At 53.0% G+C, this 13,714-nt stretch carries 12 protein-coding genes; 8 read left to right on the forward strand and 4 right to left on the reverse strand.

All coding sequences use genetic code 11. The features are described 5' to 3' along the window. The first annotated feature begins 3 nt into the window (after window positions 1–3). The 4 genes from ACXPVS_RS26320 to ACXPVS_RS26335 all read left to right on the forward strand — a co-directional run bounded on the left by ACXPVS_RS26320 (window position 4) and on the right by ACXPVS_RS26335 (window position 4,941). Window positions 4–1,332, forward strand: a complete 1,329-nt coding sequence (locus tag ACXPVS_RS26320; protein WP_458512507.1) for a TrkH family potassium uptake protein — start codon at window positions 4–6, stop codon at window positions 1,330–1,332. After that, a complete protein-coding gene (locus ACXPVS_RS26325) occupies window positions 1,322–2,008 on the forward strand; it encodes a potassium channel family protein (RefSeq protein WP_458512508.1) in 687 nt (228 codons plus the stop codon). The genes ACXPVS_RS26320 and ACXPVS_RS26325 overlap by 11 nt, the downstream gene beginning before the upstream one ends. A gap of 349 nt (window positions 2,009–2,357) precedes the next feature. Beyond that, entirely contained in the window at window positions 2,358–2,918 is a 561-nt protein-coding gene (locus tag ACXPVS_RS26330) for a lipocalin family protein (protein WP_458512509.1), read from the forward strand. 352 nt (window positions 2,919–3,270) lie between these two features. Then, on the forward strand, window positions 3,271–4,941 hold the full coding sequence (locus tag ACXPVS_RS26335; protein ID WP_458512510.1) for a BCCT family transporter: 1,671 nt from the start codon (window positions 3,271–3,273) through the stop codon (window positions 4,939–4,941). Window positions 4,942–5,011: 70 nt separating this feature from the next. On the opposite strand, the gene ACXPVS_RS26340 is transcribed toward ACXPVS_RS26335, so the two are convergent. Then, window positions 5,012–5,734, reverse strand: coding sequence for a 3'-5' exonuclease (locus tag ACXPVS_RS26340; RefSeq protein WP_458512511.1), 723 nt, complete (start codon window positions 5,732–5,734; stop codon window positions 5,012–5,014). After that, a complete protein-coding gene (locus ACXPVS_RS26345; RefSeq protein WP_458512512.1) occupies window positions 5,731–7,611 on the reverse strand; it encodes a DUF294 nucleotidyltransferase-like domain-containing protein in 1,881 nt (626 codons plus the stop codon). Before ACXPVS_RS26345 ends, ACXPVS_RS26340 begins: the two co-directional genes overlap by 4 nt. 340 nt (window positions 7,612–7,951) lie before the next feature. Between ACXPVS_RS26345 and ACXPVS_RS26350 the strand changes: the two genes are divergently transcribed. Together ACXPVS_RS26350 and ACXPVS_RS26355 are read left to right on the forward strand one after the other, a co-directional pair. Continuing rightward, a complete protein-coding gene (locus ACXPVS_RS26350) occupies window positions 7,952–8,599 on the forward strand; it encodes a TetR/AcrR family transcriptional regulator (protein WP_458512513.1) in 648 nt (215 codons plus the stop codon). 21 nt (window positions 8,600–8,620) lie between these two features. After that, the gene (locus ACXPVS_RS26355; protein WP_458512514.1) at window positions 8,621–9,298 is read left to right on the forward strand and encodes a glutathione S-transferase family protein; all 678 of its coding nucleotides are present in this window, start codon (window positions 8,621–8,623) and stop codon (window positions 9,296–9,298) included. Window positions 9,299–9,401: 103 nt separating this feature from the next. On the opposite strand, the gene ACXPVS_RS26360 is transcribed toward ACXPVS_RS26355, so the two are convergent. Then, entirely contained in the window at window positions 9,402–11,489 is a 2,088-nt protein-coding gene (locus ACXPVS_RS26360; protein WP_458512515.1) for a putative bifunctional diguanylate cyclase/phosphodiesterase, read from the reverse strand. Window positions 11,490–11,713: 224 nt separating this feature from the next. Then, a complete protein-coding gene (locus ACXPVS_RS26365; RefSeq protein ID WP_458512516.1) occupies window positions 11,714–12,766 on the reverse strand; it encodes a GGDEF domain-containing protein in 1,053 nt (350 codons plus the stop codon). Window positions 12,767–13,090: 324 nt separating this feature from the next. Between ACXPVS_RS26365 and tnpB the strand changes: the two genes are divergently transcribed. Together tnpB and ACXPVS_RS26375 are read left to right on the forward strand one after the other, a co-directional pair. Further along, the gene (tnpB, locus tag ACXPVS_RS26370) at window positions 13,091–13,372 is read left to right on the forward strand and encodes an IS66 family insertion sequence element accessory protein TnpB (protein ID WP_458512517.1); all 282 of its coding nucleotides are present in this window, start codon (window positions 13,091–13,093) and stop codon (window positions 13,370–13,372) included. Between the two features lie 148 nt (window positions 13,373–13,520). Continuing rightward, a partial coding sequence (locus tag ACXPVS_RS26375) for a hypothetical protein (RefSeq protein ID WP_458512518.1) occupies window positions 13,521–13,714 on the forward strand: 194 nt, incomplete at its 3' end.

Genomic DNA, 13,714 nt, shown 5'->3' on the forward strand with positions numbered 1-13,714 from the left:
CCAATGAAATTACTGCTTCATCCCGCCAGGTCTGTCGCCCTGGTTTTCCTAGCAGCGATACTGGCCGGCACCGCGATTCTAATGCTACCGATATCTCACGCCGAGGGTATCAGTGCCTCTTGGGTAACTGCCTTATTCACTGCGGTATCGGCCGTCTGCGTCACTGGGCTGGTAGTCGTGGATACCGGTACGTACTGGTCGATCTTCGGCCAGTCGGTAATTCTGCTACTGTTCCAGCTCGGCGGCTTTGGCCTTATGACGGTGGCGACGCTGCTCGGTTTGATGGTCAATCGTGGTTTTCGGCTGCGTACCAAAATGGTCGCACAGTTCGAGTCACGCTCTTTGGGGTTGGGCGACATCGCAAGCGTGGCCAAGTTGGTGCTGATGGTGACGCTCGCCTTGGAACTCACCCTGACCATGTGTCTCACACTCAGATTACACCTGGCCTATGATCTGTCATGGGGGGACGCGGCGTGGAGCGGTTTGTTCCATGCGGTATCGGCGTTCAATAACGCGGGTTTCTCCATACATTCCGACAGTCTGATGCGTTACGCCTCGGATACTTCGATTTTGGTGCCGCTTATGGCAGCGATCATTATCGGTGGCATAGGCTTCCCCGTGCTTTATGACTTGCGCAGCAGGTTTAAGGATCCCCGTCACTGGTCGCTGCATACCAAACTCACCCTGGTTGGTACGGCAATCCTTCTGCTATGCGGTTTTTTTATATTGATGTTGTTCGAGTGGACTAACCCGGCCACTCTCGGCCCCATGCCCGTGGCTGACAAAATACTTTCGGCGGCATTCGCTTCCGTTTCAGCGCGTACCGCAGGGTTCAACTCCATCGATATTGGCGCATTGACCCATGAAAGCTGGGCAGTGCACTACTTCCTGATGTTCGTCGGGGGTGGCAGCGCGGGAACAGCAGGTGGCGTCAAAGTAGGTACTGTCGCCATTCTGGCCTTGCTGATCGTCGCCGAAATTCGTGGTTGCAGTGACAGCCAGGCATTTGGTCGGCGAGTGGGAGCCCCGGCCCAGCGTCAAGCCATCACGGTGCTCGTGCTGGGCAGCGCTATGATTGTGTTGGGGACGCTCTTTCTCTTGCGTGTAACAGATTTCCCCACCGACCAGATCATTTTCGAAGTCATCTCGGCGTTTGGTACTGTCGGCCTGTCCACCGGGATTACCGCTGAACTTCCCGAGTCGGGCCAACTAATGCTGACGTTGATGATGTATATAGGGCGAGTTGGCACTATCACGCTCGCCGCGTCATTGGCCTTGGGCGCGCATCGCATGCCCTACCGCTACCCAGAGGAGCATCCAATTGTTGGCTAAGTTGTTTACTGAGAATTTCGCCTTTTCCAGGGGCGATAGTATTGTGGTGATCGGCCTCGGTCGCTTCGGCGGCTCCGTGGCTCAATCGCTGATGCGGCTCGGTCACGATGTAATGGGCATCGATCAGGACGCAGAACCGGTCCATAACTGGGCCGATATCTTGACTCATACGGTTCAGGCCAATTCCACTAACCTGGCGGTCTTGCGCCAGTTAGGCGTTGCCGACTTCGCCCATGCCATTGTGGGTATCGGCTCCGATCTGGCCGCTAGCCTGATGACCATCGTGGCATTGACCGAACTGGGTGTCCAAGATATCTGGGTCAAGGCCCAGACTACCGAGCATGGACAGATAGCTCAGCGGATTGGTGCCCATCACGTCATTTATCCCGAGAAGGATATGGGCGAGCGGGTTGCTCAGCTCATTACCGGGCGGATGATCGATTTCATCGAGTTCGACGACGGCTTTGCTATTGCCAAGATCCACGCTCCCTTGCCTAGCCAGAACAGCACCCTGGCCGACAGTAATATACGTAAAAAATTTGGCGTGACAGTCGTTGGGTTGAAGCGCACCAATCAAGACTTCCAGCATGCCACCCCTAGCACCCTGATCCGGCCTGGTGATTTGCTAATCGTGTCCGGCCCAACCCATCTGATCCAGAAATTTGCGGGTCGCTAGACATAACCAGTGCGCGACGATCGGCTGACTCTGTTGAAGAAACTCGGATTATCAACTGGCCTGAACGGATGATCGCCCACGCCCGTTTGTCGATGCTCATCATTGGCAAAGCCCGCGGACGAAACGGGCGCAGCTTTCAAGATCGGAGGCTGGCAACCTCACTGTGAGCGTTTGCTAGCTGAGCGTTAACTCAATGATTGCCAGCGCTGCGACGAACCCGATGCCGGTTTTTCTCTGATTGAGCTGGCGATAGTCTATCGTTGAGCTGAGAGGCCAATCTACGTACGCCCGATTTCTCCGATGGCATTGGGGTATGCATCGTCGACTGCCAATCTTGAGCGATAGTGCTATGCGCAGAATAGTTAGCTACCTTTTTACTAGCCTGCTTTGGGCCGGGTTGAGTTTTACCACTATCGGCGTTCAGGCAGACAGTTCGAGCCTGCCGTTGCAACCTGTCGCCAGCATCGATCTGCCTCGGTTCATGGGTACCTGGTACGAGATCGCCCGCACTCCCAACCGGTTTCAGAAAAGGTGCGCCGGTTTCACCCGCACCGATTTCCATCTACAGGTCGACGGTACGGTGCAAGCGGTCAACCGGTGTCGATTGCGCGATGGCCAATTGCATCTTGCTCTCGCCACTGGTCGGCAAGTTGGTGCTCTGGACTCTCCCAGACTCAAGGTGCGATTCGCACCCGCGTGGATGTCGTTCCTCCCAGCGGTGTGGGGGGACTACTGGATTATTGATCTTGACGAACAATACCAATGGGCCGCCGTCAGCGAGCCAACTCGCAAATACTTGTGGATTTTGTCGCGAACAACTCGGGTAGAGCCGAAGACTTACGCGTCACTACTGGAAAGATTGAAAGACAAAGGCTTTGCAGTGGAACGGCTGCTGACGACACAGCAATAGCGTCGGACGGCGTATGCATCGGCGACCTGATGTGCGGCGTGTTTCAAGGTGGTTGTCGCGTCCTGGCTTCCTGAATGATTTCGGCTTTGAGACGCTATTCGGTGACAACTCGGCAACCGCAGACACCTGTCACTTTCCCCTATCTCTCAATTGAGGCGTGTAGCTGAAAGCGAGCACAAACTACCTACTGGATAATTACTGGAACTATCCGCGTCGCATTGGAGGCTCGCAACTACCAGATAATTGTCAAAAGTTTGCTAGAATATGTGAGCAAATATCTCGTTTTTACCATAGGAACAGCGGGGCTATCAGACCAACGCACGCTGAAGCGTGTCAATACAAGGAGATGATCGTGCAGAGAGACCCTCTAGACGATTCACAAAAAAAACCTAAGTCACCCAGCGGAGAAGGGATACCAGCCCCGAGCGGAGAGGCCAATCTGATTGACACCGATTACGTCATCGGTCAGGACAATATCAGAGGCGACTTTTCGTTCTCCTTAGATATTCATGGCAAAGTATTCGTCATTTCTGCAGCCACAGTATTGCTTTTTGTCATTATGACGCTGGCTCTACAGAATGAAGTTGAACCTCTTTTCAGTTCTATCCGTAATTGGTTGACCGGCCACTTGGCCTGGTTTTTCATGAGCGTAGCGAACATTTTTGTAGTTCTGTGTCTGGCGCTGATTATTTCGCCTCTCGGAAAAGTTCGATTGGGCGGTAGAGATGCCAAACCGGATCACTCATACGTCGGTTGGTTTTCTATGCTGTTCGCCGCAGGGATGGGCATCGGGCTGATGTTCTATGGTGTTGCGGAACCGATGTCTCATTATTCCGCAGCGATGGGAGGCGTTAGCCTCGATGCATCCGGAGCGCGCGTTGACTGGGCACCACTTGGAGGTGCTGCGGGTGATATGAAGGCCTCTGCCGACTTGGCCATGGCCGCGACTATCTTCCACTGGGGACTTCACCCTTGGGCAATTTACGCAATTGTTGCGTTGTCCTTGGCATTGTTTTCGTACAACAAGGGCTTACCGCTTTCGATACGGTCCATTTTTTACCCATTGCTGGGCGAGCGCGTATGGGGATGGCCAGGGCACATCATCGATATCCTGGCCGTATTTGCCACGTTGTTCGGGTTGGCGACTTCGTTGGGTATCGGTGCGGAACAAGCAGCAGCGGGGATTGAATACCTATTCGGCATCAAGTCCACCAATGTAAGCAAAGTGGTGCTGATTATAGGCATCACGATGATTGCCCTTTGGTCAGTGCTTTCGGGCTTGGACAAGGGGGTGAAGATGCTGTCCCAGATCAATATGGGATTGGCTTTGCTGTTGCTGCTATTCATTATTATTGTGGGACCAACAGTGGCTATTTTCACTGGTTTCTTCAAGAACCTGGTGACCTATGTCGAATACCTGCCCGCACTTTCCAACCCGTTTGGTCGCTCGGATGCTGAGTTCACCCAAGGCTGGACAGCATTCTACTGGGCGTGGTGGATTAGCTGGTCGCCGTTTGTAGGGATGTTTATTGCGCGTGTCAGTCGTGGCCGTACAGTTCGAGAATTCCTGATCTCGGTACTGTTGGTGCCTTCGCTGGTGTCGGTATTGTGGATGACCACCTTTGGTGGGACGGCCATCGATCAGGCAACCATTCAGGGGTTGTCTGGTGTCAAGGACGCTGTACTGGAGCTCAAATTGTTCGCCATGTTGGGGGCGCTGCCACTCAAGGAAATAACTTCATTCCTCGGGATTGTCCTGGTTATTGTCTTTTTCATCACATCATCGGACTCCGGTTCGTTAGTGATCGACACGATAACGGCGGGAGGAAAGGTCGATGCACCCGTCCCGCAGCGGGTCTTCTGGGCCATCATCGAGGGCGTAATCGCCATCGCCCTGCTGTTGGGAGGAGGTTTGGTCGCACTGCAGGCGATGGCGGTCTCCACGGGGCTGCCCTTCGCCATTGTGCTAATGATCGGATGTATTTCGCTGGTCAAGGGCCTGATGTCTGAACCCCGATCCTGATTCGTTGTAGTAGGTAGAAAAAAGGTGCATCTGTGAGGATGCACCTTTTTTTACAGGCGTTTTTTGTGTGTCAGTCCCATAGCTCACCAATGGCAATAGAGGGGGTGTAGTGATTGGCAATTTGTGCCTGCAACAACTCCGCCGTTGCGAGTGCATCAGTAAGGGCATGATGCGCGTGATATTGAGGCAGGTTGTACCGCGTACGGCTATCAGCCAGCCTGATCGACAGAAGAGGGCGGCGAAACAGTCTGTCAATCCAGCCGCGCTGTTTTCGGTGCATTCGCGCCTCCAGTTGCATGGTGTCAATCACTGGGAACTGTAATCCTTCTCCCGTGTGACGGCGCAGCGACTGATCTAGAAATCCCCGTTCGATGGCTCGGTAGTGAACGACTATCACTTTTCCAGCCATGGCTTCCAGAAGCGTCTCCAATACGTCGGGCAACTGCGGCGCATTTAAAATATCGCTGTGTGTGATGTGGTGGAAGGTGACTGATTCGCCACGTAACTCTGACGGTGGATTGATTAGCCAATACAAGGCTTCGCCACAACGTATTCGCTTCAGTGTGAAAGGCAGGAGACCGATACTGACAATGCCGTGAGCATTGGCATTTAGTCCGGTGGTTTCAACATCCATTGCGAGCATTTCAACTTGCTCCAAGGGTGTCTCTGCGTCGACGACGCCGGCCTGATAAAACCGCTTTAGAAGCGGATGCTTAGCTTGCGCTGCAAGTGTCTGGAACCGTGCGACCCAATCTATGCTTCCATCACGTTTCTGAGGATGCGCATTTTTCATCGCGAAGGCCTGATGCTGCCTGGATATCTGAAACGCAAAAACTTCTGCGCATTGCTCAGCACTTGGAACGCCTCCTTGAGGTTGTGACGTTCGCTATTTGAAATACGTTCGGGCTCAATATAGTTATCTGGTTTTTGCCCTTGCTCGATCGCATCGGCTTGGTGCCGAATCCGCACCATGGACAGAAATTCCAACGTGTAGCGTAAATGTTTGATGGCTTCCGGTTGCATGAGTTTTGTGGCGCTGATGGCATCAAGTCGATCAAAGGAGTTCTGCGCCATACTCCCGCAGGCCAAGGCATGAATGCGGATCACATCGGTTAATGGGGCGGTGCCACGACCTTTGAGATTGATCAAATGCTTGTGTTGACCATCCGTTTCCATAACGAACGTGCGGAAAAAGCCCAAGGGTGGCGTTCTATTCAGCGCAATACGGGCCATCGCGTTGAGAAAGGTCGGTGTGACACTCGACTTTTTCGCACACAAGTTTTTTAGCTGCTCGACCAATTCGAGCTCGCCGTAGACACCGTCGAGATCGAAGAAGATACAGCTTTTAAGTAGCGTCGCAGCGTTGGGTTTTTCGATCCACTGGGTGAAATACGATTGCCAGACGCGCAAAGGCTGACGCCATTGATCATTGGTTGCCATGATGCCGCCCTTGCAATAGCTATAGCCGCAGGCAGCAAGCCCGTCACTGACGTATCCCGCAAGTTTTCTGAAGTACTCGTCGTGTTGTTCGGGATCGAAGCGGTCGTCCAGTACCAGCGCGTTGTCCTGATCAGTCAGGAGCAATTGTTCATCACGTGCCATTGACCCAAGCACCATGAAGCAGTATGGAACGGGGGGCGGGCCTAGCTCTCTCTCTGCCAATTCGAGCAAGCGTTGGGTGAAGGCTCGTCCGATACCGGAAATAGCGCTACCGATCATCTGGGCCGTGGCTCCGTCACGCACCATACGGATATAGGTGCCGCGCAAGTCCCGCAGGAGAGATCGCAAACCTGTTACAGAGGTCTGGTTGGAGATACTGTTGACCAGATACAAGCTGCTTTGCGACTCGTGCCGAATAATGTCAGACAGATTGATCAAGCCTAGGGTGCGGCCTTTATGAACTACCGGCAGATGATGGATGTTGCGCCTTAACATGCAGAGCATGGCTTCAAATACCGAGTCATCCGCCTGGATGACTACCGGATCACCTGACATCACTTCAGCAACCGTCATGGCGCTGGCACTACCATTGGTGGCCACTACTCTTGTGCGAAGATCCCTATCGGTGACGATCCCCAGCATCCTCTCAGTGCCCAGTTGACCAGGTTCGAGGACAACCACGCAGGAGACGCTTTCCTGAGTCATCACTTGCGCGGTTTCATGGATGGAAGTGCTTGGGCCAACCCAGACCAAATTGCGGGAAATTAAAGCGCGTGACTTGAGTTGTATCAAATCGCTTGCTCGCCCTTGAGCCTCGACAGCCGACTTGAGTCTGGAGTGGCCTTCTGCTTCGACGAAGTCGGCGAAGCTGTCGTTTTGATCGCAAAGTTCGGCGAACACATCCGCAGGGATAAAGTAAATCAGACTGTCTTCGAGTGCGCGGGCTGGGAAACGCACCTTGTTACTGCGCAATAGGCCCGCCTGGCCAAATATATCGCCCTCCTCAAGACGATTGTAAAGCTCGCCGTTGCGCCGGTAGATTTCTACCGCACCGCTGCGCACGTAGTGCAAGTCGCGAATAATTTCACCGGCTTCAAGAATCTTGCTTCCCGCTTTGAAGTAACTGACCTCAACGCGCTGCGCAATCGCTTCCAGGGTTACTTGCGATAGCGTATCAAAAGGAGCAAACCGGTGAAGATGGTCGCGAATTTCTAGTAACTCTATCTGCATGAAGTCTCGTACCTAACGTGGGTGGAGCAATGGGTGCTGCTCTGTCGTTGCAATTTCATCAGACGCTGCGGTTTTATTCGCGACTGCTCTGTCACCGGCGCCTTGCGCCCTGATGATAGTTGAACCCGCCCCAATAGAGGCCAAGCAATGCTCCATTGTGTGTTTTCTAGTGTATTTCAGTATCGACGAGTACTTTTTTCAGGGGGGATTACCGGGGTACCCGTTACGACTGAGGGGCTGATGATCTGCTTGCAAACGCGCAGGGGCAGCTGTTGCGCAAATTTGAGGAGCAAAAAGGATTCGGAATTTATTTTGTGTCGACTGATACAAAACGTATGTTATGGTCGGCTATAAATCCACAGAGCATATTCAGTCAATGGCCCGCCCTCGTACATTCGATGAGTCAATGGTTCTAACCGCTGCCGTCGAGGCATTCTGGACGCAGGGATACGAGGGCACTTCAACCCGAGATCTCGTCAGATGCACTGGCCTCAATCAGCCAAGCCTTTACAACGCTTTTGGCGATAAGCGCAGTCTTTATCGCCGCTCCCTTGAACACTATCTGGAGAGCAGCGTGCGCGCGCGGATTCGGCGCCTTCAGGGGGCTCCGCACGCAGGAATGGCCATTACTGAGTTTTTTGCTGAAGTGGTGGATCGCGCGCTGAACGATCCATTGAATCGTGGGTGTCTACTGGTGAACTCCGCCCTTCTGGCGAATGGAGAGGACGCAGATTTGCGTCAGGCCGTGGCAGATGAGCTTGAGGCAATTCGCAGATTTTTTGAAGACCGGTTGCATGCCCTCAGCCTGCAACAAGACGGTGCTGTTGGGATAGATGCAAAGCAGGGTGCCAGTCATCTCGTCAGCGTATTGCTTGGTGTTCGAGTGTTGGCAAGGGTTAACCTCGCCCCTGCGTGTGTGACAGACGCTATTGGTATTGCACTTAATAGCCTTGGGCTACCGCCCTTGATTTCTTGCAACGTTCACTGAAAGCCACTACACGGAGTCAACATGATCAAGTTCTACTATCACCCGTCACCCAACCCGGCCAAAGTCGCGCTTTTCCTAGAGGAAACAGGTCTTGCATACGAACTCATCCCTGTTGATACGCGCAAGGGTGAACAGCACGATCCGGAATTTATCAAGATTAACCCCAACGCCAAGACACCGGCACTGGTTGATGACGACAACGTTGTGTTCGACAGCAACGCCATACTGCTCTACCTGGCCGAAAAGACCGGGAAATTCCTGCCTGCGGACACTCTCAAGGCTCGCGGTGAGATGTATTCCTGGCTCATGTTCGTCGCGACCGGTATTGGCCCGTATTCTGGTCAGGCGGTGCATTTCAAGCACTTCGCACCCGAGCCAAAAGAATATCCCGTTACCCGCTACACCTTTGAAGCCTGGCGTCACTGGACAATCATCAACGATCACCTGGCCAACCAGCCTTACATGCTCGGAAGTGAGTACACGCTGGTGGACATGGCCGTATGGGGTTGGGCGCGCGCGGTACCTTTCATTCTGGGTAATGAAGCTTGGGAAAAACTTCCGAACGTCAAACGTCTACTCGACGAGATCAACACACGACCGGCTGCACAGCGTGCTGAAGCGCTGAAGACTCAGCACAGTTACAAGACCGAAATGGATGATGACGCCCGCAAGGCAATGTTCCCTCAGATTACTCAGTAGAAGCGCCAGACCATGATCGACTTGCATTACTGGACTACCCAATTACGTCAGTGATACCAATCGAATGCGCGTTAGATCGTTCGGTTTCCAGTTACTGATTGCTTTACGCTAATTCTAGGGTGGTGGTTGAATCGGTAGGCCCTGTTACAGTCAGGCTTTTGATCAAAAGTTCTGCTGGCATGGGCTTTCCAAGTAAAAAGCCTTGCAGTGTATGACAGCCCAGCCCGGTCAGTAGCTCTTGCTGCTCTGTCGTTTCCACCCCTTCGGCGACAATTTTCAGCCCCAGCGTTTGGCCTAGCGCGATTATCGCTGAGACGATCGCTGCATCGTCGTTGCCTTGAGCGAGTTCCGTGACGAAGCCGCGATCGATTTTCAGTTCATTGGCGGGTAACCGCTTGAGGTAGAGCAGGCTGGAATAGCCTGTCCCGAAATCATCAATGGAAATATTCAAACCCAGTTCTGACAGTCGCTGCAGTATCACTAAACTGGCCTCTGCATCACGCATGGCGGTTGATTCTGTGATCTCAAGAGTCAGGTGTCGGGCATCTAGGGCGTGTCGCTCCAAAGCTTCGCTCACCACATTCACCAGGCTGGGGTGTTCCAGTTGAACGGTAGACAAATTGACCGCAATATTCCAGTCCGAATGACCCCCGTCATGCCATTCGCGCAGTTGCCGGCAGGCTTCGTTAATGACCCAATTACCGATGGGAATAATCAACCCGGTTCTTTCAGCAAGTGGCAGAAATCGATCCGGTGGCACCAGGCCAAGTAACGGATTTTGCCAGCGTAACAGCGCCTCGACCCCGGTCATTGGGCCGTTGGGAGCGATCAGTTTAGGCTGGTAATGCAGGAGGAACTCGCCTTGATCCAATGCATTGTGTAGATCTTGTTGAAGCTGCATTTGCTGATGGGCATTCGTATTCATGGTGCTTTCAAAGAAGGCATAACCATTCCGCCCTTGATCCTTGGCGTGGTACATAGCCGCATCTGCGTTGACCATAAGCTCGTGTGCGGTAAGTCCGTCATTGGGAAACAAGGCGATGCCAATACTCGCTGAGACGTGGAGGCTATTGCGGTCGATATTGTAACTCTTGCCAATACTCTCGATCAGCCGTTGTGCCAGCACTGCCGCATCTTCGGGCTCCCCTGGGTCAATCAACAAAACGAACTCGTCACCGCCCAAGCGGGCTACGGTGTCCTCGCTGCGTTTGGTTCGTAATATTCGCTGCGAAACTTCGATCAGCAGACGATCGCCAGCGTGATGACCATAGACATCATTGATGGCTTTAAAACCGTCCAAATCCATGAACAGAACTGCAAAATGGCGTTTTTCCCGAGCGGATTTCTGAATGGCTTGCTCAAGCCGATCGTTCAAAAGGACGCGGTTGGGTAGCTTGGTCAGGTTATCGCGTAATGCCAGCTGAATAAGTTCGCTGTTAGCCTGATCAAGTGAAGTCGCCAGTACCCTTGTACGTACATCAAGCATGGAAACGATCAAGGCAATGGCGAAAACGGCTAGACTTACAACGATCACCAACACGGCCAGCCACTTGGTATCGATGCCATTGTTAGACGCCCCGCAGAAGCTGCCTGCAGGAAACTGCGCGGCTGCCATCCCTGTGTAATGCATACCAACGATGGCGCACCCCATGACCAGAGAGGCCCCGATACGGGTGTAGGTAGCTCTTTTTGAATCCCTGCGCAAACGGAAGGCAAGCCACAAAGCCGATCCTGAGGCAAGAATTGCGACGATAATGGACAGAGCAACTATCCAGGGAATATAAACCACACTCGGCGTCATCAACATGGCCGCCATGCCAACGTAATGCATAGCCGCAATACCGCAACCCATCAAGACCGCGCCCAGGCACAGACGGGTCCAAGGCAGGTATTTCTGGCAAACCATCCAAAGCGCGAAGGTAGATGACGCGACGGCCATCAGCAGTGACAGGAGGGTGAGCGGTAAGTCGTAGCCTAGAGAAATAGGAAGATTAAAGGCAAGCATGCCAATAAAGTGCATCGACCAGATGCCAAACCCCATGGCGAACGAGCCACCGATAAGCCATAAAGCGGATGCTCTTCTGTTTGAGTCGGATACTCGACTCGCCATATTGAGGGCTGTGTAAGAAGCAAGAATGGCGACAATCAGTGAAAAAGTGACGAGTACGCTGCTATAGCTACTAAGAAGCATGAATCCTATCCTTTAACGTACTTGTCGAGATTTTGATTGATACTGAAGCGCCACTATAAACTGATTTTCTGGACTTGCCCCTACAAAACCGGGCACCAACTTCCCTTTAAATTGATGCATCATTGGGTGTTTACAAACGGCTTAGGCGGTGGGGCAGTCGCACGTGCGTTCATACAGCACTGGCTGGCTGTGGCCAGGAGCAGCAATCGGCCAGAAGCAGGCTACTAAGCCCGCTCTACTTCTACCCTGTTGCGTCCAGCTGACTTGCCTTTATAGAGCGCGTAGTCGGCTCGTGCAATGGCATTGCTGAGTACCTCTTCATCGCGATACTGGGTGATACCGATGGATAGAGACACTCTGACCTTATGGTCTTCGCTTTCAGTTTCCAATGCATCGATCGCTTTGCGTATACGCTCTGCGGTTTCAGCGGCCTGGTCAAGATCCGTGTCCGGCAGTACAGCAAGAAACTCTTCGCCGCCCCACCGGCCAATAAAATCCTGTTCGCGCATTGAGCGTTTGAGTAAATGGCTCAAGCCCTCGAGTACCCGATCACCCGTGTCGTGACCGTATTTATCATTGATCTGCTTGAAGTGATCTATATCCATCAGCATCAGCGTTAGGTTACTGGGGCGTCTATGGTGCCGTGCCAGTACCTTCTCAGTCAGCGCAATCATGTGCCGACGATTGAACAGGCCCGTCAGCGAGTCTGTCGTTGCCATCCGCGCCAAACTCTTGTGTGCACGGGTTACCGTGATCACATAGAACAACGCAAGGTAGCTGAACATGCAGAACACCACGGTAAGGTTGAAAACATGCACAGCTAACAGGGCATTGGAGGAGATGGGCTGCAGAGGCTGGATGTACCACATCAGCACATCCAACCCCACATAGTAGGCCCATAAACAACCGGCGAGTATCCAGGCGCTGTGGGCACGCATACTGACGAAGAGGGCTGGAATGAACATTAGCAAAAAATAGTGGAAACCACTTCCCCAGCCCACCAGTACTGTTCCGAGTCCCGCATGCACTAGCACTTCTGTGCGTATCAGCAGGATCGCAAGCCGGTTGCGTCGCTGGTCAAACGCGCGATAGGCGTAGATATACATTGCTACGCTAACGACATTTATCCAGGCCAGAATGGGAGAGCCCATAATGAGAAAAATAAAGAAAAAGGCGATATCGACGCACCCAGCCACTTGGCAGCAGCGCATGGAAAGCTGCCAAAACTCGGGACGAGCCTCACTTTTGTGTGGGTTTTCTGAGTATGTCTCTTGCATGGTACCTGTTACCTCGAGATCTGGTTAAGTACCTCCCCCTGTTTAGGTTGATCAGCTCGGAAACGGAACAGAGTGGAGTAAGAAGAGGTTATATAAGGGGTGGACTCACAGTACGAGGTGATGCTGCCGTTGTACAGTGGCTACTAGCCACTTTACGAGGGTGGTAACGAAGAGAAACTACGTCAGATGACTACATGCAGTCCCGAGAAGATGCGTAACCGTCCGGCCAGTACCCACTCCTGAGGGCGTCCAAAATTAGCAAAAATAGTGTCCATCATTTGATCTGACCCCCAAATGTTGGACATCAACATAAGGAGGGTGGGTATGACAAAATACACAGATCCTGCAAATCATCTTGCAGCAGTTACTGCGATGATTGCTCCTCCCGCTGGAACCCGCATCTGGATCGCTGCCGGCGTCACGGACATGCGCCGTGGCTTCGACAGTTTAGCCGCACGGGTGCAGACTCAGTTTGAAGCAGATCCTTTCTCGGGGCAGATTTTTGCTTTTCGCGGACGGCGCGGTGACCGGATCAAATTGCTGTGGTGGGACGGTGACGGGTTGTGCCTGTTTTGCAAACGGCTGGAGCAAGGGCGTTTCGTCTGACCGCAAGCAACCAGCGGCAGCGTGTCGCTGACGGCTGCGCAGTTGTCGATGCTGTTGGACGGCATTGATTGGCGCAGGCCAATTCGTACAGCACCCGTCCCTGCGGTCTGACTTGCCACGCTGGAAAAATCCAAAGTAACATTCGGTCATGACTCTCTCGACCGACTCCCTGCCTGCCGATCTTCAAGCCTTGAAGGCTCTGGTCTCTGCCCAGCGGGCAGAGATTGAGCGTTTGAAAATGATGGTAATCCCCCCATTTTTAATACTCGCCAGAAATAGATATCAGGCCACCAGGGCCAACTTCTGTTTAGGGGTGATGCCTCCGAGTGCCATATTCGGGCG

The organism is Pseudomonas sp. Ma2-10, from assembly GCF_054330215.1.

What these genes read in the sequence shown, in the direction of transcription:
- ACXPVS_RS26320 (WP_458512507.1), top strand. Translation starts at nt 4, where the DNA reads ATGAAATTACTGCTTCATCCCGCCAGGTCTGTCGCCCTGGTTTTCCTA.
- ACXPVS_RS26330 (WP_458512509.1), top strand. Translation starts at nt 2,358, where the DNA reads ATGCGCAGAATAGTTAGCTACCTTTTTACTAGCCTGCTTTGGGCCGGG.
- ACXPVS_RS26340 (WP_458512511.1), bottom strand. Translation starts at nt 5,734, where the DNA reads ATGAAAAATGCGCATCCTCAGAAACGTGATGGAAGCATAGATTGGGTC.
- ACXPVS_RS26345 (WP_458512512.1), bottom strand. Translation starts at nt 7,611, where the DNA reads ATGCAGATAGAGTTACTAGAAATTCGCGACCATCTTCACCGGTTTGCT.
- ACXPVS_RS26350 (WP_458512513.1), top strand. Translation starts at nt 7,952, where the DNA reads ATGGTCGGCTATAAATCCACAGAGCATATTCAGTCAATGGCCCGCCCT.
- ACXPVS_RS26355 (WP_458512514.1), top strand. Translation starts at nt 8,621, where the DNA reads ATGATCAAGTTCTACTATCACCCGTCACCCAACCCGGCCAAAGTCGCG.
- ACXPVS_RS26360 (WP_458512515.1), bottom strand. Translation starts at nt 11,489, where the DNA reads ATGCTTCTTAGTAGCTATAGCAGCGTACTCGTCACTTTTTCACTGATT.
- ACXPVS_RS26365 (WP_458512516.1), bottom strand. Translation starts at nt 12,766, where the DNA reads ATGCAAGAGACATACTCAGAAAACCCACACAAAAGTGAGGCTCGTCCC.
- tnpB (WP_458512517.1), top strand. Translation starts at nt 13,091, where the DNA reads ATGACAAAATACACAGATCCTGCAAATCATCTTGCAGCAGTTACTGCG.